At 69.6% G+C, this 19,371-nt stretch carries 14 protein-coding genes, 1 tRNA gene and 3 pseudogenes; 10 read left to right on the plus strand and 8 right to left on the minus strand.

All coding sequences use genetic code 11. The features are described from left to right. Positions 1-256 precede the first annotated feature (256 nt). Together ACFVYS_RS42750 and ACFVYS_RS42755 are read left to right on the plus strand one after the other, a co-directional pair. The gene (locus ACFVYS_RS42750; protein ID WP_389511170.1) at positions 257-1,339 is read left to right on the plus strand and encodes a Yip1 family protein; all 1,083 of its coding nucleotides are present in this window, start codon (positions 257-259) and stop codon (positions 1,337-1,339) included. A gap of 191 nt (positions 1,340-1,530) precedes the next feature. Further along, positions 1,531-2,304, plus strand: a complete 774-nt coding sequence (locus ACFVYS_RS42755) for a hypothetical protein (RefSeq protein ID WP_389511172.1) — start codon at positions 1,531-1,533, stop codon at positions 2,302-2,304. Between the two features lie 141 nt (positions 2,305-2,445). Here the strand turns inward: ACFVYS_RS42755 and ACFVYS_RS42760 are convergent. Then, positions 2,446-2,607 (minus strand): annotated as a pseudogene (locus tag ACFVYS_RS42760) (transcriptional regulator); the annotation flags it as partial. On the opposite strand from ACFVYS_RS42760, the pseudogene ACFVYS_RS42765 reads away from it, so the two are divergent. Beyond that, positions 2,599-3,263 (plus strand): annotated as a pseudogene (locus tag ACFVYS_RS42765) (zinc-binding dehydrogenase); the annotation flags it as partial. The pseudogenes ACFVYS_RS42760 and ACFVYS_RS42765 overlap by 9 nt on opposite strands. A gap of 143 nt (positions 3,264-3,406) precedes the next feature. On the opposite strand, the gene ACFVYS_RS42770 reads toward ACFVYS_RS42765, so the two are convergent. Together ACFVYS_RS42770 and dcd are read right to left on the minus strand one after the other, a co-directional pair. Then, positions 3,407-3,940 carry a phosphoribosyltransferase gene (locus ACFVYS_RS42770; RefSeq protein ID WP_389511173.1) on the minus strand — a complete coding sequence of 178 codons (534 nt, stop codon included), beginning with the start codon at positions 3,938-3,940 and terminating at the stop codon, positions 3,407-3,409. Continuing rightward, positions 3,937-4,512: a dCTP deaminase gene (gene dcd, locus ACFVYS_RS42775; protein WP_020133056.1), complete on the minus strand. Its 576-nt coding sequence runs from the start codon at positions 4,510-4,512 to the stop codon at positions 3,937-3,939. The genes ACFVYS_RS42770 and dcd overlap by 4 nt, the downstream gene beginning before the upstream one ends. A 526-nt stretch (positions 4,513-5,038) precedes the next feature. Between dcd and ACFVYS_RS42780 the strand changes: the two genes are divergently transcribed. Further along, positions 5,039-5,112, plus strand: a tRNA-Gly gene (locus ACFVYS_RS42780). A 364-nt stretch (positions 5,113-5,476) separates the two neighbouring features. Here ACFVYS_RS42780 and ACFVYS_RS42785 read toward each other — a convergent pair. Together ACFVYS_RS42785 and ACFVYS_RS42790 are read right to left on the minus strand one after the other, a co-directional pair. Then, positions 5,477-5,749: pseudogene (locus ACFVYS_RS42785) on the minus strand (SPW repeat protein); the annotation flags it as partial. Between the two features lie 762 nt (positions 5,750-6,511). Then, positions 6,512-7,366 (minus strand): hypothetical protein, encoded by an 855-nt coding sequence (locus ACFVYS_RS42790; protein WP_389511175.1) that lies wholly within the window; start codon positions 7,364-7,366, stop codon positions 6,512-6,514. A 944-nt stretch (positions 7,367-8,310) separates the two neighbouring features. On the opposite strand from ACFVYS_RS42790, the gene ACFVYS_RS42795 reads away from it, so the two are divergent. Next, entirely contained in the window at positions 8,311-8,796 is a 486-nt protein-coding gene (locus ACFVYS_RS42795; RefSeq protein ID WP_389511177.1) for a helix-turn-helix transcriptional regulator, read from the plus strand. Between the two features lie 1,212 nt (positions 8,797-10,008). On the opposite strand, the gene kdpF is transcribed toward ACFVYS_RS42795, so the two are convergent. Then, the gene (kdpF, locus tag ACFVYS_RS42800) at positions 10,009-10,098 is read right to left on the minus strand and encodes a K(+)-transporting ATPase subunit F (RefSeq protein ID WP_389511178.1); all 90 of its coding nucleotides are present in this window, start codon (positions 10,096-10,098) and stop codon (positions 10,009-10,011) included. A 325-nt stretch (positions 10,099-10,423) separates the two neighbouring features. Here kdpF and ACFVYS_RS42805 point away from each other — a divergent pair, with 325 nt between their 5' ends. Beyond that, positions 10,424-13,408 carry an FG-GAP-like repeat-containing protein gene (locus ACFVYS_RS42805; RefSeq protein WP_389511180.1) on the plus strand — a complete coding sequence of 995 codons (2,985 nt, stop codon included), beginning with the start codon at positions 10,424-10,426 and terminating at the stop codon, positions 13,406-13,408. A gap of 168 nt (positions 13,409-13,576) precedes the next feature. Here ACFVYS_RS42805 and ACFVYS_RS42810 read toward each other — a convergent pair whose 3' ends face one another. After that, on the minus strand, positions 13,577-13,774 hold the full coding sequence (locus ACFVYS_RS42810) for a hypothetical protein (RefSeq protein ID WP_389511182.1): 198 nt from the start codon (positions 13,772-13,774) through the stop codon (positions 13,577-13,579). A gap of 82 nt (positions 13,775-13,856) precedes the next feature. Here ACFVYS_RS42810 and ACFVYS_RS42815 point away from each other — a divergent pair, with 82 nt between their 5' ends. The 3 genes from ACFVYS_RS42815 (at position 13,857) to ACFVYS_RS42825 (ending at position 16,614) form a co-directional block, all read left to right on the plus strand. Then, complete coding sequence (locus ACFVYS_RS42815; protein ID WP_389511184.1) at positions 13,857-14,879, plus strand: CPBP family intramembrane glutamic endopeptidase; 1,023 nt, start codon at positions 13,857-13,859, stop codon at positions 14,877-14,879. Between the two features lie 214 nt (positions 14,880-15,093). After that, positions 15,094-15,381, plus strand: coding sequence for a DUF4190 domain-containing protein (locus ACFVYS_RS42820; RefSeq protein ID WP_389511186.1), 288 nt, complete (start codon positions 15,094-15,096; stop codon positions 15,379-15,381). 171 nt (positions 15,382-15,552) lie between these two features. Continuing rightward, positions 15,553-16,614, plus strand: a complete 1,062-nt coding sequence (locus ACFVYS_RS42825) for a YihY/virulence factor BrkB family protein (protein ID WP_389511188.1) — start codon at positions 15,553-15,555, stop codon at positions 16,612-16,614. A 138-nt stretch (positions 16,615-16,752) separates the two neighbouring features. Here ACFVYS_RS42825 and ACFVYS_RS42830 read toward each other — a convergent pair whose 3' ends face one another. Next, entirely contained in the window at positions 16,753-17,799 is a 1,047-nt protein-coding gene (locus ACFVYS_RS42830; protein WP_389511192.1) for a saccharopine dehydrogenase family protein, read from the minus strand. 237 nt (positions 17,800-18,036) lie between these two features. Here ACFVYS_RS42830 and ACFVYS_RS42835 point away from each other — a divergent pair, with 237 nt between their 5' ends. Continuing rightward, the gene (locus tag ACFVYS_RS42835) at positions 18,037-19,032 is read left to right on the plus strand and encodes a helix-turn-helix domain-containing protein (RefSeq protein WP_389511190.1); all 996 of its coding nucleotides are present in this window, start codon (positions 18,037-18,039) and stop codon (positions 19,030-19,032) included. The last annotated feature ends 339 nt before the right edge of the window (positions 19,033-19,371 follow it).

A 19,371-nucleotide genomic window follows, 5' to 3' on the forward strand; every position in this document is an offset into this window, starting at 1 on the left:
CAGCTGCTGCTGGAGTCGGTCAAGACCCCGGTCGACGACGAACCCCCCGCGGGCGAGGCGCAGACCGAGAACGAACCGGAACCCCAACCGGTGAAGTAGCCCGAACGGCCGCATCGACGCCCCTGTGTCCCACCGTGGACACGGGGGCGTCGCCGTTTACGCCTTCGCTCCCCCACACACCCGCCACAACCCCCGCTCCCCCTACGACCCTCCCCTGAACAACCACTGATTCGCGTCCCGTTACTCCCCTTAGGGGATGTCACAGCTCGGCAGCAAAGCCGTGCCCGGACGGTCGGCCCCGCCACGTCGCTCTCGGGGACCAGGTACGTTCGAAGGCGTGGCTGGATTCAGGATCGGACGCGGCGGCCGGGACAACCGTGCCCCGCAAGCGCGACCGCAAGACCCTCCGTACGGGCAGCAGGCGCCCCGGGGACCGTCGCGGTCCTCGGGACCCTCGGGAGCCTCGGGGCCGTCGTACGGCTACCCGTCGGCCCAGCCGCCGTACCCGCAGCAGCGTCCGCCGTACGGCGGCACGGGCGCGGGCGGCGGCCAGTGGCCGCAGCCGAACGGCGGAGGGTACGGCGGCCAGAACGGCGACGAGCCGGAGTACTTCGGCGGCGACGCCCCGTACGGCGCTCCGGGCGGCCCCGGCGGCCCGGGCGGTGCTCCGCACGACCCGTACGCCGCGAACAACCCGGGGCACACCCAGGCCTTCTCGATCGACGACCACCAGCAGTACGACCAGTACAACCATGGTGGTACGTATCACGCGGGTTCCGCCCCGGCGGGCCCCATCGGTCCGCGTCTGCACTGGAAGGAGCTGCTGAAGGGCATCGTCCTCACCCCCAAGCAGACCTTCCTCCGGATGCGGGACTACACGATGTGGGGCCCCGCCCTCGTCGTCACGTTCCTCTACGGCCTGCTCGCGGTCTTCGGCTTCGACGACACGCGCGCGGACGCGATCAACGCGACGCTGTCCAACGCGATCCCGATCGTCCTGACGACGGCCGTCGCGATGGTGCTGAGCTCCTTCATCCTGGGCGTGGTCACCCACACCCTGGCCCGCCAGCTGGGCGGTGACGGCGCCTGGCAGCCCACGGTCGGCCTCTCCATGCTGATCATGTCCCTCACGGACGCCCCGCGCCTGGTCGTCGCGATGTTCTTCGGCGGCGACGCGTCGTTCGTCCAGCTGCTGGGCTGGGCGACATGGGTGGCGGCCGGCGTCCTGCTGACCCTGATGGTCAGCCGCTCCCACGACCTGCCGTGGCCGAAGGCGCTGGGCGCGTCGTCGATCCAGCTGATCGCACTGCTGTCGATCGTGAAGCTGGGCACCTTCTAGTACCTGGCGGACACAGACACCGGTAGGGCCCTCGACGGTTGGTCGGGGGCCCTTGGCCTGCCGTGACCGAAAGCAAGATTTCACGATCAGTCACGAAGCAAAACATCTGAAGATACCGCATGTCGCATCATTACAACTACATAGCGTAATCTATTGTGACTGTTCCCTACACCCTCCTACAAGGAGTGCGCGTGAAAGCTCGCTTTGGCGTGAGGCGGGGAACGGCGCTCGTGGCCGCCCTGCTGGTTGCCGTCCTCGCCTTGATCCTTCCGGGATCGGCAGCCGCCCGGACGGACGACGGCCGAGCCCACTCGGACCACTGGGGCGTGATCGCCCGCAACACGATCGGCTCGCCGGTCGCAGAACTCCGGAACGGTCCCTACGGCCCGTTCGGCACGACGGGAACCGCCGCCAGGCCGCCGTACGGGCGGGGCAGCCTCGGCATCGAGGTGGCGAGCAACTCCACCACGCTGAGCCCTACCAGCGAGAAGGTCGACTTCGGCAATGAAGTGGACTTCTTCGGGAAGCAGGTGCTGGGGCTGCGGCGAGTCGGTTTCCACGTGTTCCAGACGGGCGAGAACGTCGGCTACGGCGGCCCGACGAACATGCCGAACATCAGGTTCGAGATCGACCCGAACGTGACGTCCACCGACGACTACTCCACGCTGGTGTGGGTGCCGACCGCGTCCCCGGTCACGAACGGCTGGAGCCCCTTCCTCGACGCGACGCGCACCGGCTACTGGTACCTCACGGGCAACGAGACGACCTGCACGCAGGCGGCCCAGTGCACCTTCGCCCAGCTGAAGGCCTCGTTCACCAACGTCAACGCCAAGCCGACGGTCTACACGGTCGCCGTGGGCAAGGGACGCGACTTCATGTGGATCGGCGCGGTCGACGGGCTCCGCCTCAATGACTACGTCTACGACTTCGAGCGGGACGGCGTCAAAGTACTTCGCGCGAAGTAGTGGCGTAGTAGTGACGTAGTGAAGTGACGCGGAGAAACAGAGAGACGAAGAAGCCGGCAAAGACATGAGCCGGATCGGGCCGGCCGACGCCGGAAGCGGCCGGCCCCGGGGCGGTGATCTGCTTCGCCTTCGCGGCCTGCGTCAGCTCGTCCGGGGTGTGGTGTTCCGCGTCGGGGTGGCTGGTGCCGTCATGTCGAGCAGGAGCAGGGCGTCGTGGTCGGGGGTGCCGGGTTCGGCCGTGTAGACGCCGATGCGCCGGCCGGGTGCGCCTTCCACGTGCAGTGACTGCGAAGTGAGGGTGACCGCGGCGAAGCCGTCCGCGTCCCGTACGCCGAGGGCACCCTGGTGAAGCTGCCGGTGGCCGCCGACTCCGCGCTGCTGCCGTCGCTGCCGGCGCTGTCGGACGTGATGACCACCGGCCACCACGGAGCCGTCACCGCCGGCGTCGGACGGGGCGACGCGGTGCTCGTCGTCGGCGACGGCGCGGTCGGGTGTGCGCGGTGATCGCCGCGAAGCGGCTCGGTGCCGAGCAGATCGTGCTCGCCGGACGCCCTCGGGCCCGGACCGAGCTGGGCCGGGAGTTCGGTGCCACCGACGTCGTCGCCGAGCGCGGCGAGGAGGGCATCGCCCGCGTCCGCGAGCTGACCGGCGGCGTGGCCAAGGTGATCGAGGCCGTCGGCACCCGCCAGACCCTCGACACCGCCCTGGGCGCGGTCCTGGACGGCGGCACCATCAGCCGCCTGGGCGTCCCCCAGTACGAGCAGGGGCCGATCGGCCCGGCCGAGTTCCTGCGCAACATCACCCTGACCGGCGGCGCCGGCCCCGCCCGCGCCTACATCGAGCAGCTGCTGCCCGACGTCCTGGACGGCACGATCGCCCCCGGCCGTGTCTTCGACCGGACCTTCCCCCTCGACCGGACACCGGACGCCTACCGGGCCATGGCCGACCGCCAGGTCCTCTTGAGCACCGGAGCACCGGAGCGGGCGAGCGATGCCGACCGGGCTGCTCAGCCGCAGCGCTCCTGCCGACTGATCCGCTCAGCCAAGCGCTTCTCCTGATACCCGACGGCGCGCTCAAAAGCTCCAGCGGCAGGCCGGTCGGGTCAGAGAGCTTCCTTCGAGGGGGTGGTCGGCTCCCCCGACTTACGCACCACCGGCAGAACACTCCACGGGAAGTTGATCCAGTCGTCGGTCCGCTTCCACACGTACTCGCACTTCACGAGCGACTGCGGCTTTTCGTAGACGACGGCGCTGCGCACCTCGGCGACGGCGTCCAGACAGAAGTCGCGGACGAGCTTGAGCGTCTTGCCCGTGTCGGCGACATCGTCGGTGATCAGGACCTTCTTGTCCGAGAAGTCGATGACGTTGGGGACGGGCGCGAGCATGACGGGCATCTCGAGCGTGGTCCCCACCCCGGTGTAGAACTCGACGTTCACCAGGTGGATGTTCTTGCAGTCGAGGGCGTAGGCGAGTCCGCCGGCGACGAACACCCCGCCGCGGGCGATGCTCAGTACGACGTCGGGTACGTAGCCGTCGTCGGCGATGGTCTGCGCGAGCTCACGGACGGCGGTGCCGAACTGCTCGTAGGTCAGGTTCTCCCGCGCCACGCCCGCACCGTCCAGGTCGTCGCCGCTCACACCTGGGTCCGGTGGAAGTTGAGGAAGGACCGGGAGGCCGTCGGCCCGCGCTGGCCCTGGTACCTGGACCCGTACCGCTCGCTGCCGTACGGGGACTCGGCCGGGGAGGTGAGCCGGAACATGCACAGCTGGCCGATCTTCATGCCGGGCCAGAGCTTGATCGGCAGGGTGGCCAGGTTGGACAGCTCGAGCGTCACATGCCCGGAGAACCCGGGGTCGATGAACCCGGCGGTGGAGTGGGTGACCAGCCCGAGCCGCCCGAGGGAGGACTTGCCCTCAAGGCGTGAGGCGAGATCGTCGGGAAGCGTGATGACCTCGTAGGTACTCGCGAGCACGAACTCCCCCGGGTGGAGGATGAACGGCTCGTCGCCCTCGGGCTCCACGAGCCGGGTCAGGTCGGCCTGCTCGACGGAAGGGTCGATGTGCGGGTACCGGTGGTTCTCGAACACCCGGAACAGCCGGTCGAGCCGTACGTCGATGCTCGAAGGCTGCACCATAAATTCGTCGTAGGGATCGATCCGTACTCGCCCGGCATCGATCTCGGCCCGGATGTCCTTGTCTGAGAGAAGCACGCCCTGAGGATACGCAAAGCGCGCGGAGCGACCACCATCGGACGACTCCGCGCGCCAGACCGGCGGCGCCTCCAGCGCCGCCGGCTCCTGTTGCCGCTACCGCTTCTCGAGAATCACCGGTACGGCACTCCGCAACCGGGTACACCGAGGGCACCGGACGAGCCGCCCGGGACCGAGCCGCTCGGCCTGCTGCATCGGGAACGAAGCGGTGCTGAACACGTGCCCATCGGCACAACGGACGACGGTGCGCTCCATCAAGTCCTAGAGTCCCTTCCCCAAGAGCCCTGTCCGGCTGCTGCCCGCCGGACGACGAAAGCCACATTACGGGACGAACGGGACGACTCTCCAGGCGGCACTCCGACCCCGCCCGACCCCACTTCCACCGCCCCACCGTACGCCCCAACTCCGGCCGCTCGCAGCAGGATCCATCCACTGAAACGCGCTCAGGCCCCACGGCTTCATCGCCCGAGGCCTGGCATGAGGTAGAGTGACGGAGCGTTCCGACACCGGTCAAACGGCGTCTTACGCGGGTGTAGTTTAATGGTAGAACATCAGCTTCCCAAGCTGAGAGCGCGAGTTCGATTCTCGTCACCCGCTCCATGAGAAACCCCCAGGTCGATGACCCGGGGGTTCTTTGTTGTCCAGACCGGTGGGCGGGGCGTGCACCACATCCGCACCATCAGGGCGCGGTTAGCTGCCCGGGGGCTTCTCATTGTGGTGCGCGCGGTCGTGATCCTTGCCCTTGTGGGACCCGGTCATTGAGACACCAGCCCGAGTCGCTCCACCGACCTTGACAGATTCTGCGCGCGACCTGCCCCCGCCAAGCCACGGCCCAACGGGGGCAGGCAGGGCACCGCCGAAGGGCGGATCCCGGTAAGACGAGAACACCGTCAGTACTTGGCGATCCCGATGCCGAGGAAGACGCCCGCCAGCAGTGCCACGCTGGCTGGAGGGTGGAGGACGATCACGCGTGCGGGGACGAGCGGTCGCCGGAGTACTGGTCCACCGGGCGGGCGGCTGCGGCGGCCATGAGGGCCAGCATGAGCGCGATCACGCCGACGATGATGTTGCTGACGATGGTCCTGGTGGTGCTGACGTCGCCTGCCACAACCCAGGGCGCAAAGATCGTCCACACGCTGAGCGCGCAAGCGGCCCACGCCATGCTGTGCGACCGCTCGTATGCCCGGCCGAAGCCACCGCTCATGATGACGGCGTATGCGATGCCGACGATCAGATTGTCCGGCAGGAATCGGCCGACCCAGTCCGCCTCCTGTGGACAAGACGGGATGGGAGCTGAGGTGGGTGGGCGCGAGTGGGATCATCACGTATGACGCTGATTAAGTACATGACAAAGGGCAGAGATGAGCGATGGTGGATACAAGGTCTCGGGCTCATGGCCGCAGCGGCCTGGGCTGGCTTCCGCGCTTTGAGTAACGGGCGACCGCCACTACTTCGGGTGGGCTTCGGCGCAGCGGCGATCGGTTTCCTGGCTGCACTTGCAGGACTCCTCATCGACCGAATGCGAGCAGCGAGGCGAGGCCGCAGAGGTTCCGCGGATGACACTGCCGCGGGCGAGCCGCAAGAGCCTTGATCGATGCGGTTTCGAGGGGGTCGCGGGGTGCCACTTCCGTGCCAGAACGGACGGGGACCCACGGGGAATCGAGGTACGCCAGGGTGCGTACCTCCCCACGCTGCGCAAGACAGGGATTCCCAGGTCGGACCTGGTGATCCCCCAACCTCGCTCCCAAAGCTCCTGAAGCGGGTGTCGCAGGTGCCGGGGGCACAAGGGAAAAGGCCACCTAGGAACGTTCCTGGGTGGCCTTTGACATCCACCTCTGACATCAACGCGGGCGGCAGGTCACGCCGCTGGTCACTACGCATCCGCTGGCAGAAATACCTCCTCACAAGTTGAGGAAATTCTGAAGGTCCCGCCAAGGAACTCGCCAACGGAAACGGACCCTGACCTGCCCAGAAAGACAAATCAGGGGCCGCTGGCGCCTCAGGCGCCCAGGTAGACCGGGGGCTTCTGGGCCTTGCCGTAGACGTAGCCGCTGAGGGTGCCGTCGACGCCCAGGACGACCAGGGTGACGTCGTCCTGCTGGACGGACGGGCGACCCTTGGAGTATTCGACGGGGAACGTGCCGTGGCCGGTGGTCAACTGCGCCCCGTAGACACCCTCGCGCTTGACAAGTTTCACAATGGCGCCGTTGGCAAGCTTGTAGCGGCCGAGACGCGGGTTGGCGGCGGTCTTGGCCCCGGCCCAGGTGACGGTCGTGCCGTCGGGGTTCAGCACGAGCGTGCGACTGCCGAACAGGGCGGCGCCGGCGCGACCGTGCGCGTCGATGAACCGCACCAGCTTGCCGCTCTGGTAAACGCGGGCCTGGTAGTGGCTGGCGGAGACCTTGAATGTCTGCGCGGTCGTACGGGAGTCGAGACGCAGGGTGCGCACGAGCTTGCCGCTCTGCGTGCAGTCGGCGGACAGCACCGGGAAGGCGGTGGACTTCCAGGGGGTGGACCCGCCCTCGCTGCGCTGCCCGAAGACGGGCTTGGCGCTGAGCACTCCGGTGATCCGCAGACCATTGGCCGAGTCGACGGTCCTGCTCTGGTCCACGGTCGAGACGACGTGGCCCTTCTCGTCAAGGAGCTTGGCGGACGCGCCGCTGTCGGCGCTGTTGACCAGCTTGACCTTCCAGCCACCGAAGGCGGAGGGGATGGTCTTGGTGGCAACACAGGCGCCGCTCGTGGAGGACGCGGCCGCGGTGGCGGCGCTGGCGGCAGTGGCTGTCACGACAGAAGCGGTGGCCGTACCCACGAGGGCGACGACGGCGAGGGTGTAACGGAGTGCGGTGCGCATGACTGCTCCTGGCGATCTGGCTTCTGCCGCGCCGGCCTCTCTGACCAGCGAGAACAACGTTATTGGGCTAGGCGTTCCGGAATCGTCGGCCCCATGTCACAGGGATGTGACAGCCCGTCTCTCCCGTCCCGGTGGCCGCTCGTTGGTCTGGCAGTAGTCCCACACCAGTCCCACACCCGATCCCCGCGGTACAGCAACCTCGTTGACGGCAAGCATCCGTCCATGGCCGGCAATGGCTGCGTGACCAGCGTCGGAGACCTCGGCGAGCGCAGAATGGCCGACGTCGATCCCAGCCAGCTGCTCCGCCCAGGCGGACCGCTCTGTCCGACCGATATGCCATGCACGGTGGAGGTGGCAACCCAGGAGCAGCCCGAGCCCAGGCTGACTGTGCGCGGGCTCCGTCTCAGTTTCCGTCTCGTTCAGCCCCGTTCACAGCCGTTCAGACCGCACCAGGAGCCGGGCGCGCGCCACCGGCCAACCGCCCGTGAACACCCCTGCACAGTGCCCGAGGCCCGGCCAACACAGGTGGAAAGCATGCGTCCGACCCCGCGAGGGGGTGCGCGGCCGGCGCTGGCAGGTCACCTCGTGGCCATCGACGAAGCCCGGCCGTCGGTTAGGTCCCGGACGAGTCTCCGAGCCGCCCCCAGACAGGCCGGGGATGAAGCCATCCCTTCAGAGCTGGAACCCCCGGAAGCCGACCGCGCGCTGGAGACCATAGGCGCAAGCACTGACAACGCACCTGTCGGCGATCGACCGTTGAGCGGGTGAGTGTCTAACTGGGTGACAACGCAGACGCACAACGGAGGACGCCCACGAACGTCTGCGGACCATCAGAGCAGGCCCGAGGCCCACCGGCTCAAGACACGCACTTTCGGTGACCTGGGGCACGGGGCGGGCAAATGGCAGTCAAGTCGCTTTCGCAAACGGCGAGTTCCCTCTGCCCAGTGGCGGCAGCAGGGTCAGCCCCTGGGGCCGAATTCTCCCAGTCGGACCGCTATCCGCAGCCCGTCCACAATGCCCTGCTGCACCGCCTGCTCGACGTGGTGCTCCTGCGCCTCGCCAACCTGCGGCAGCACGGTCAGGCCGCGGAATCCGCTCCCGAGCCCTTCCTGCGGTTCCGCGACGCCGTCGAACGAGGCTTCTCTCGCACCCACCGCATCGACGACTACGCCCGCGAACTCGGCTACTCCACCCGCACCCTCACCCGCGCCACCCAGACCGCAGCGGGCCTCAGCGCAAAGGACTACCTCGACCAGCGCCTCGCCCTGGAGGCCAAGCGCCTCCTCGTCCACGGCACCGAACCCGCCGCCACCATCGCAGCCCACCTCGGCTTCACCAGCGCCACCCACTTCGGCAAGTTCTTCCAACGCCACACCGGTCACACGCCCCTGGCCTTCCGCGCCTCCCAACGTGCGTTGCCGCCTGCGTAGCCGCCCACGCCACCTGACCGCGTAAACGAGTCCCATATGTCAGGCGCTCCGCCACCAGCGGTTCCCCAGACGTGGGATCAGCACCGTCCTGAATGCCTTCAACCAGCACCCCGACCAGGCACTCCGGGTCCGCGAACCGCACGAACTCCTCAGCATGCCCACCAAAGACCCGGTCCTGAACGTCACCCGAAGCCGCCTCGGACGCCTCACCCGCCAAGGCTTCCTCACCCAACCCGGGCGAGGCCACTACCAGAAACGGACTCTTTCGCAGCTCGGCCGCTCGTTCGGCCACGGGCTCGGATGCGGGAGTGAGCTGGCGCAGCCCGTGGAGTGCTGCCCTCTGGTGCTGCCGGTCGGCGGTACCGGGGATGTCGCGGATCTGGTGAACCAGTTGAGGCGTGCAGGCGAGTTCGACGAGATCCGTCATCCAGCCCGCCTCCATCGAGCTCATGTCGGACTTCTACGTCCGCGTCATGCGTCTGAACGACCCCGTCGGCGCCGGACGCCAGGAGGTCGCCGCCTGCCGGGACATGCTCCGCGACTTCAGAACTCTTGAGGTCGCCAACTACCTGATCCCGCAGGCGCTCGGCGGACCCATAGCCGTCGACGCCGAGGACAGCGAACGATCCGGCAGACCAAAACCCTCATCTTTCATGGCCTTCGCGCACCCGGATGACGGCACCTCCTCGCAGACCCTCTCCCCGATGTCGGCCCGCTCTATCGCCTCGGCGGTGTCCACCCCGAACAGGCCCGCGTTGCAGGGGCCGCTCCGAGCCGGCTCCGTCCCGAGTTGTTCGGCCGCCGCTGAGACCTGCTCCATGTGCTCCCGCAACCGCGCCCCCTTCCGGCCAGGGCTCGTTCCCGGAGCTCGGTGGTTCGTCAGCGGCCAGGAGAAGCCCTCCATGGCTCCGAGCCGACTCCGTGCCCATAGCGTGCCCATAAGACCGGTAAACCACGGTCGACTACGGTGCGATCATGCCCTCCCGGGCGCCACGCCAGAGCACGTACTGCCAGGTCAGAAGCTATCCGGCTCCCTAAGTGCCGTCGCTTCCCAAGCTGAGAGCGCGAGTTCGATTCTCGTCACCCGCTCCACGAAGAAGGCCCAGGTCATCGACCCGGGCCTTTTTGCTGTCCGGTGATCGGTGGTCGCGTGCCGGATGCGTGATCGTCGGCACCGCCTGACGCGCAGGCGCTTCGTACGGGGCCCACGCCTCAGGACCTCTCCGGGAAGATCAGGGCGAGGACGAGGTAACCGAGCAGGGCGACGGCCACGGCCAGGCCGACGACGTTCTCGACGAGCACGACTTCGCCACCCCCTTCGCGGCGCGCGCCACGAGCGTGAATTCGACTGCGTCCGTAAAACCGTTCATCCGAACCGTGCGCCGCTTGTAAGATCAGCCGACTTTGAAGAGGCGGATGCGACGGCGGGGGAGCCGGTGGCACCGGAGTTGACGGTGCGGGTTCCGCCTCGCGTCCGGGGAGGGTCTTCTTGACTCGTCATGCTTCTGCACGTCTGCGTCTCGTCGCCGCCTGTGCGGTGGTGTCTTTGCCGTGGGCTGTCGGTCCGGCCGCCGGGACCACGTCGGCGGACCCCGGGGCGTTCAGCGAGACCATGATCCCCGCGACCATGCGCGTCACACCGGGCCTCGGCTCTGTTGCGACCGTCGGACCGTCGGGGTTCCTGCACCTGTCCGTGAGCGGCGCCTTTGGAATGGACTGGACGGGTGTCGACGGTACTACCCGAAAGTTCGCGGGTACGGGGCCGCACGATCCGGAGGAGTACTACGGGACGGCGTCGGACGTCGTGGCGCTGCCGCCCAGCGGCGGTACCCGCGACGTACGGCTTCGGAACATGCTCACGGACGAGACCACGACGGTCACCGTTCCGGCCGGCCAGGCGTACAGCAGGACGATCGGAACCACGGTCGTGGCGAAGGGCGGAATCCGCGCCGACAGCACCTGGACCGAGTTTCATCTGCTGACCGCCGAGAACGGCACCACGGTCGACCGCGCTGTGACGGGCCTTCCGGAGGGGACTTCTTTCCTCTTCGCCCTGCGGGCCGGCGTACACGGGTTCCTCGCGTCGGCGAGGGTCCCCGGAGAATCTGTCAGCCAGTACTTCTGGATCGACGTCGACACCGCGCAGGCCACGCGACTGCCGAAAGGCACGGTGTACGGAAATTCCGTGGTGACCGCCCATCACCTGGTCACTCCCCAGGCCGGCGGCGTACAAATCTACGAGCAGGGCCGGTTCGACACGCCCGTCCGTGAGGTGTCGGTCAGCCTCGCGGACTCCAAGGTCATCGGTGTCGTCGGCGAAGCGCTGATCGTCGCCCGCAACGACGCCTCGCTCGGCAACCAGGTGTACGACGGGCCCCACTACAAGGTCGTGGCCGTCCCGTTCGACGGTTCCGCCGAGCGCACCCTGCTCGCGCGCGCGGCGGCGGATCATGTCGCGATCCGGCCGGACGGCGGCGTCCAGCTCGTCGGCGGCCGAACCGCGCAGGACTACGGCTACCAGGCCATCACCGCCGGGGCGGACGGAGTGCCGTACGCGACGCTCGCGGTCCGCATCCCGCCGGTCCCGATGAAGCTCCAGCGGCTGACAGTGGATCAGGGCAAAGTCAGGACCCTGGAGTACGGCGATCGACTCACGTCCGCGTACGAGCGCCCGCTCGCCGAAACCGCGCCCGGATACGGCGAGCGCGTACGGATCGGCAGCCTGTTCTCCCCGTACAACTCGTGCGGTGTCGACCTGCTGTGCCCCGAGCTGTATGCCACGGGGGACGGCCGGACCGTCTACCGCGGCCCCGTGACCACGGACAGCGGCTTGCGGTCCGCACTGTTCGTCGTCGGCAAGGGCGGTGCGTTCCCCGGCACCCCGCTCGACACGGGACTCCAGGACTCCTACTACGTCGACGGGAACCAGACGAGGATCGTGGGGGCGTCCGGGAACCTGCTACTGGTCGACGGTATTCCCGTGGGCGGCAGCCTCCGGGAACTGCGCGTCGTCGACATCGACTCCGGCAAGGTCTTGCACAAGGAGCCCTATCGGACGGGCGCGATCTGGGGGACCACCGTGTGGTCCGTGGCCACGGGCGCCACGGTGACGGCCAAGGACGCGCGCAGCGGGACCTCGCTGACGTCCTTCGCGGTCGACACCGGGTGCACCTCCATGGCCGATCTCCAGGCCGTCGGCCGCTGGCTGTACTGGAAGTGCAACAGCGACGCCGCTCCGTACACCAAAGCAGGCGTCTACGACCTCCAGTCCCGCAAGAGCATCCCGCTCGCGTCCACCGGGGAGGCGTTCCTCGGCGACGGAGTCGTCGCCGTCCGAGACGGCGAGCGGGGACTGGGTCTCTACGGCCTGGGGACCGGTACGGCCGTCCGGCAGTGGTCGACCGACGCCGCGGGGCTCGTGGCACTCGACCCGCGCAATGGTGACCTCGCCTACTCCACGCTGGACCAGTCCGTCCACGTCCTGCACACCGGCCGGCCCGAGGCGGCCCTGGTCTCGCCCTACCGGAACGTCACCTCGCGGGTGGAAACGGACGCGACTCCGGTCTCCTGGAGCGGGGAGTGGTGGCTGTCCGAGCCGGCGGCCTCCTGGAAGATGGAGATCCGGCACAGGGCCACGGGCCGCGTGGTGGCCACACGCACCGGTGGAGCGGCCGAGTACTCGATCGCCACGACGTGGGACGGCCGTGACACGACCGGCGGACTGCTTTCCAACGGCTCGTACACCTGGACGCTGACGGCCCAGCCGACGAACGGACCGGGTGCGGCGCTGGTGCAATCCGGCACGGTCCGGCTGACGGGCGGCACGGCGGTGTGGCGGGACCACGTCGGCGGCTCGTTGCTGCCCGACGGTGTCGGTGATCTCCTGACGATGGACTCCACGGGGTCGCTCGCCTTCCAACAGGGTGACGGAGCCGGGAAGTTCGTCGGAAAGGTGTCGGGGAGCGGATGGTCCACCTCGGTCAGGGCAGTGCCCATCGGCGACCTCGACGGCGACCGGTGCAACGACGTCCTCGTCCGGCTGAGCACCGGCGCCCTGCGCCTCTACAAACCCACATGCGGGGCGGCACTGAAGTCGACGACGCCGTACACGACGGTCGGGTCGAGCGGATTCAACCAGTTCGACGTCCTGACCTCGCCCGGCGACGTGAACAAGGACGGCCGCCCCGACCTGATTGCCCGCAACCCCTCCACCGGCGAGGTCTACCTCTACAAGGGCACCAGCACCGGCAAGCTGGCCGCCCCCGTGAAGCTCTACGACAACTGGCGGTCGTACAAGAAGGTCGTCGGCGTGGGTGATCTCAACGGTGACGGGATCGGGGACCTTCTCGCGCAGGACACCTCCAACAACCTCTACCGCTACATCGGCAGAGGCGACGGCACCTTCTCCGCCCGCGTGAGGCTCTTCGCCGGATGGGGCGGGACCTACAACACGGTCGTCGGCACCGGCGACATCACCGGTGACGGCAAGGCCGACCTCGTCGCCCGCGACACCGGCGGCAACCTGTACCGGCAGAACGGCACCGGTACCGGCACCTTCGGCGCGCGCGTGAAGATCGGCACCGGCTGGCAGAACTACAAGGGCCTCTTCTAGCGAGCGGCCCATCCGCCGGATCGAGGGTGTTCACACTCAGGGTGCGGATGGTGCGGGCGGCGTCGCGTGCGTCAGGGTTTTTGGCGGCGACCTGCGGGGCTCCGGCCTGTGCGGCGATGAGGCTGACCTGGTGGGAGGACCTGCCGGCCGCGCTGCCGGAGAACCACCTCAAGCCCGGCTTCGTCCGGGGCGACGGCTGATCCCGGACACCTCCCGCACGGGCGCCGGACCGAGCCGGGTCGGCAGCAACGCCCGCACGACACCGGCCTGTTCGAGAGTGATGCGTCCGGCACCCGTTCCCACCCGCACCTTCAGGCGTTCGGCCACGGGGCCGGTGACGGCCAGCGGTACGCCCGACACCGTCACGCGCAGGGTGTCCCGCCGTCGCCTCAGCGTGACCCGGGCGGGCCCGTGATCGCCCGCACCGAGCGCCGCCCGGCTTGTGCTGGTGGCCGGGCTGCTCTACGCCGTCGGCTCCGCCCTGGGAGCGGCCGCGGGCTATCCCGAAGCCGCCGACGGGACCGTCGAGTTCGGCCCCGTCTCCGGCACCGCCCTCGACCTGCTGGCGATCGCCTCCGCCATACCCGTCGTCCTGTTCGCGGTGCGCTGGGCCGGCCGTCGCCCGGCGGGCACGGTCTCGTCCGTGACGGGTGGACTGCGATGGTCCTGGCTGCGGCGGTGCGTGCTGGTGGCCTTCCCGGTCCTCGCCGTGACCACCGGGGCCATGCTCCTGCTGCCCACGGACGATGCCACGCCGTCGCGGTGGGCGGGCTGGGGGGTCTTCGGCCCGGCTCTCGCCACGCTGGTCGTCCTGGTACCGCTGCAGGCCGCCGCCGAGGAGTACGTCTTCCGCGGCTGGCTCACGCAGGCGGTCGGCGCCTTTCTGCGCTCTCCTTGGTGGGCGCTCGTGCCCCAGGCCGTGCTGTTCGCCGCCGCCCACGGCTGGGGCACCCCGTGGGGCTTCGCCGACCTGGCCCTGTACGGAGTGGTCGCGGGCTGGCTCACCGTGCGCACCGGCGGGCTGGAGGCGGCCATCGGCCTGCACGCCGTGAACAACCTCCTGGCCTTCGGCGTCTCCGCCGCCGTCGTCGACGGTCTCAAGAGCGACGACACCGCCGCGGACGCTCCCTGGCAGGTCGTGGCCCTCGACCTGGTCGGCATCGCCCTGTACACGGCGGCCGTCCTCTGGCTGGCGCGTCGCCACCCGCCGACCCGCACCGTCCCCACTCCGGCCCCGGCGCCGGCCCCGCCGCCGTGGCCCTTCCCCGGCCCGCACCCCCAGGCCCTCGCCTCTCACATCCCTGTCTCCTGGGGCCCGGTCCCGCTCCCCGTCCCTGCGCCGGTGCCGGTGCCGGTGTCGGTGCCTGTCCCGGTCCCGTACGCCGACCGCACGGACGCGCCGGGGCTTCCCCCGGGGGCGGCTCCCTCCGCTCCGCCTGCGCCCGGCGACACCGGCATGTCCCCGCGCTGATGTCCGCCCCTGGGGCCGGCACCCCTCCGCGACGGCCGGTGGCGGAAGCGACGGCTGCGCCATGGACGGTCGGGTCCTCGAAGTTGCGTGATCCGCAACGAGACTGACGGTCTGTCGACATGAGAACGCGGCGGAGGGGCACTCGGAGGAGCAAGTCGAAAGTGAGGAGCGCGAGGCCCGTTCGGTCCGTGCAACCGACAACCGGGAGTATTCGATGACGAGTTACGGCAGCTCTTCCACCGCGTCCTCGGGATCACGCGCCAACGGCCTGGCGATCGCGAGCCTCTGCTGCGGCATCGTCGGCCTGTTCATCCTGAACATCGTCCTGGGGCCGCTGGCCATCATCTTCGGTGCCGTCGCCCGCCGCCGGGCGGGCGTCGGGAACGGCGACGGAATGGCGAAGGCCGGCATCATCCTCGGCATCGTCGACGTGGTGCTCTGGATCGTGCTGCTGGCCGTCGCCGCCAGCAACGGCGGATTCAGCTGGTACGTGGGCGGCTGACCGCCGCGGACACACGGCGGGGCGCCGGGCCGAGGACGCCCGGCCCTCACCCCGTTCCGCGACTGTCGCGACCGCCCGCAACCGCCGCATCCGGCATGCCCGCCAAGGACTCGAAGTCCGATATGTTCCATATCTGCGCATAAGCGGTGTCCGGCCGGATACCCGTACTGCATGGTACGGACACTGAAGCCGCACAGGCGGCACGGCGAGCACGCGGCGGACCGCGACGGTGAGACCGGGCAGGATCCGGTCGCCGCCGGTCCGGACGAGCAAGTGGAACGGCAGGCCCCTGACAAGCCCACGGACCTGCCCAAACGCTCCTGGGGAGCGGTACTGAAAGGCACCCTGAAGGAGTTCAAGAAGGACGAGCTGGCCGACCGTGCGGCGGCCCTGACCTACTACTCGATCCTGGCCCTGTTCCCCGCGCTGCTGGCGCTGGTGTCACTGCTGGGGATCGTCGGACAGTCGGCCACGCAGGCGGTCCTGGACAACATCCAGAAACTCGCGCCGGGCGCGGCTCAGGACGTCCTGCGCAACGCGGTGCAGCAGATGCAGGGCAAGGGCGGGGTCGGCTCGATCATGGCGATCGTCGGCCTGGTGCTGGCGGTGTGGTCGGCGTCCGGCTATGTCGCCGCGTTCATCCGCAGCGCCAATGCGGTCTACGACATCCCCGAGGGCCGTCCGGTGTGGAAGGTGCTGCCGGTGCGGGTCGGCGTGACCGTCGTACTGATGGTCATGGCGGTGATCAGCGCGCTGATCGTGGTGTTCACCGGCAGCCTGGCCCGGCAGATCGGCACCACCCTCGGAGTCGGCGACACGGCGCTCACCGTGTGGTCGATCGCCAAGTGGCCGGTGCTGGTGGTCCTGGTCACGGTGATGATCGCGGTCCTGTACTGGGCCACTCCGAACGCACGCGTGCGCGGCTTCCGCTGGGTCACGCCGGGCAGCTTCCTGGCCCTGCTGATATGGATGGCCGCGTCCGCCGGATTCGCGCTGTACGTGGCCAACTTCGGCTCGTACAACAAGACCTACGGCACGCTCGCAGGTGTGATCATCTTCCTGGTGTGGCTCTGGATCACCAACCTGGCCATCCTGCTCGGCCTGGAGTTCGACGCGGAAATGGTCCGCCAGCGCGCCGTCGCCGGTGGTCACCCGGCCGACGACGAGCCGTACGTGCAGCCGCGCGACACCCGCAAGTGGGACGAGGAGGACCGCCGCCGCCTCGGGTCCTGACCCGGCGGAGGCGACCCGGGCCCCCGGCCTGCAGCCACGGCCCGCACCCACGGTCAGGGGCCGTCGTCCTGAACACCGCCGGCCTGGACACCGCCGGTACGCCGCCGGTCGGGACACCCTCGGTCAGCACACCCTCGGTCAGGACACCGTCCGCTCCTGGAGTGGTTCAAGGGAGATGTGCGGGGACAGGTCGCGGAGGAAGTCCGGCGCGTCGAAGATCTCGCCTGCGGAGGCGACACCCACCGTGCGGGTCCGGCCGGTGAGGATGCGGTGGACCGCCTCCACAGCGAGCGGCGCGCTGACGGCGTAGATGTCCCGGCCGCTCGCCACGGCGCGCCGTTCGGTGTCGCCGGAGCGTACGACGACGTCGACGACGAAGGTCTGGTCGGACCGACCGTGCCCGTCGGCCGCCGTCGGCGCCGGTGTGTCCGAGGCCGCGAGATCCTTGGCCGCCTCGGTCGTCATGTGGGTCCGTACGGCGCGGACGGCGAGGTGGCTGGGGAGGGTGACCACGTCGGCCATCGTGAACTCCCCGACGACCTCCCTGGTGCCCATCGGGTCGGGGAAGGCCCACTTCAGGAGCGTCGGACTCTCGTCGTGGTACTCCAGCCGCCCGTCGGCGTAGCGGACGCGCCGGCCGCCACGCCGCTCCCGCGAGACCGTACCGGCGGTGCGCGTCCCGGGGGTCGGGTGCCAACCGCTCAGTCCGTACGCGACGGTCGCCTCGTCGGCCGCCGTCCAGTCGCCCATCGCGGCCGTGGCCAGCAGGTCGCCGAGACCGCCGTAGAAGGCCATCGCGGGGACGATCACCGCTCCCGCCGCACGGGCCCGCTCCGCGAAGTGCGCGAACGTGTCGAGGTTGGCCTCGATCTCGGCAGCCACATCGACGTACGGGATTCCGGCGCGCAGTGCCGCCTCGATCAGCGGAGCGGCGGTCGTGGCGAAGGGCCCCGCGCAGTTGATCACGGCGTCCGCACCGGCCAGGGCACGGTCGAGCGAGGCGGGGTCGTCGACCGACGCCGGCCGGACCTCGAGTCCGGGTGCGGATGCGGATGCCGCCGCGGCCGCGGATGCCGCCGCCGCTCGCAGCTTCTCGGCGTCGCGGCCGGAGAGGACCGGGATGAATCCACGCTCCCGCAGCTGTGCCACCACGAAGCGCCCGGTGTGGCCGTACGCGCCGTACACCGCCACCGTCCGCCCCGACGCCGACCCCGACCCTGACACCGTTTCCGATCCGGCTCCCGATGCCGATCCCGATCCGGACCCTGATGCCGATGCCGATGCCATGGTTTCTCCCCCGTCTTTTCAGAATCCGCGATCCGCGTGATCTGTGTGAGCCGTGTGCTCCGTTGAGAACATCCTGGCGAGGGCGGGTGCCTCCGCGTGAGTGTCCGGAACGACATGCCCCGTACACTTTCGGACATGGGTACCGTCGCGCTGGCCGTCACCGAGGGGATGCTGCAGTTCGAACTGTCCATGGCGTACGAGGTGTTCGGCGCCGCTCCGGTCGGCGTGACCGTCCCCTGGTACGAGGTCGAGGTGTGCGGGTCCGACGCCGTGCGGGTCGGCCGGTTCCGGCTGGAGCCCGACCGGGGGCTCGACCGTCTCCGCCGCCTCGGGCGCGCCGACACGGTGATCGTCCCCGGCTGGGCGGACGTCGACGAGGAGCCGCCCGCCGAACTCGTCGGCGCGGTGCGCGCGGCCCATGAGGCGGGCGCGCGCGTGGCCTCCCTGTGCACGGGCGCGTTCGTGCTGGCCGCCGCCGGGCTGCTGGACGGCAGGCGCGCGACCACGCACTGGGCGCACACCGAGATCCTGGCCGCCCGCTACCCGCGGCTGGAGGTCGACCCGGACGTGCTCTACGTGGACAACGGCAGCGTGCTCACCTCCGCGGGGAAGGCCGCCGCGATGGATCTGTGCCTGCATCTCGTCCGCCTCGACCACGGCTCGTCCATCGCCAACGCGGTCGCCCGCCGCCTGGTCGTGCCGCCGCACCGGGCGGGCGGCCAGGCGCAGTTCGTCGCCGCCCCGGTGCCCGCCCGCGACGACCACCCGCTCGCCTCACTGTTCCCCTGGGCGATCGAACGCCTCGACCGGCCCCTCACCGTGGAGGACCTGGCCCGCCGGGCCGGGATGAGCTCGCGCACCCTGGGCCGCTACTTCAGGACGGTGACCGGCACCACCCCGTTGCAGTGGCTGCTGACCCAACGGATCCGCCGGGCGCAGGAGTTGCTGGAGACCACCGACGACGTCGTCGACGTCATCGCGACGGCCACCGGCATGGGCACCGCCACGACACTGCGCCGGCACTTCAACCGCACGGTCGGCGTACCTCCGGACACCTATCGCCGGACCTTCCGCTCACGGCCCGACGCCGACCCGGCGCAGCCCACACAGGCGTACGCCACAGAGACCTGAGCCAGCCACACACGCGCAGCCCACACAGGCGTACGCCACAGAGACCTGAGCCAGCCACACACGCGCAGTCCACATAGGTGCGGGCCCCCTGGCACGGAGCCGCCCGCCGCTTCCCCTGTCGGGAGCCTTGGCGCGTCGCGCCCCCGGTCGGCCGGCCGACGTCCTCGTCAGGCTCGTCAGGCGCGCCGTTGAGCCCCGGCCGTTAAGCCCCCGGGCCGCCGGGTACTCGGCAGCGCGATCCGTAACCGTGACCACACGCTCCACCTGGGAGAGGCAATGCCCGACTTCGGATACTTTCTGTCGTGCGAGGAGCACAGCCCGGCGGAACTCGTCGAGCAG

This window comes from Streptomyces sp. NPDC058295 (genome assembly GCF_042880655.1).
Taxonomy (GTDB): Bacteria; Actinomycetota; Actinomycetes; order Streptomycetales; family Streptomycetaceae; genus Streptomyces; species Streptomyces coriariae.

Bases quoted from the DNA above. Each gene is read 5' to 3' on its own strand.
- ACFVYS_RS42825 (WP_389511188.1), top strand. From the start codon at position 15,553: ATGGTACGGACACTGAAGCCGCACAGGCGGCACGGCGAGCACGCGGCG.
- ACFVYS_RS42835 (WP_389511190.1), top strand. From the start codon at position 18,037: ATGGGTACCGTCGCGCTGGCCGTCACCGAGGGGATGCTGCAGTTCGAA.
- ACFVYS_RS42805 (WP_389511180.1), top strand. From the start codon at position 10,424: ATGCGCGTCACACCGGGCCTCGGCTCTGTTGCGACCGTCGGACCGTCG.
- ACFVYS_RS42750 (WP_389511170.1), top strand. From the start codon at position 257: ATGTCACAGCTCGGCAGCAAAGCCGTGCCCGGACGGTCGGCCCCGCCA.
- ACFVYS_RS42790 (WP_389511175.1), bottom strand. From the start codon at position 7,366: ATGCGCACCGCACTCCGTTACACCCTCGCCGTCGTCGCCCTCGTGGGT.
- ACFVYS_RS42820 (WP_389511186.1), top strand. From the start codon at position 15,094: ATGACGAGTTACGGCAGCTCTTCCACCGCGTCCTCGGGATCACGCGCC.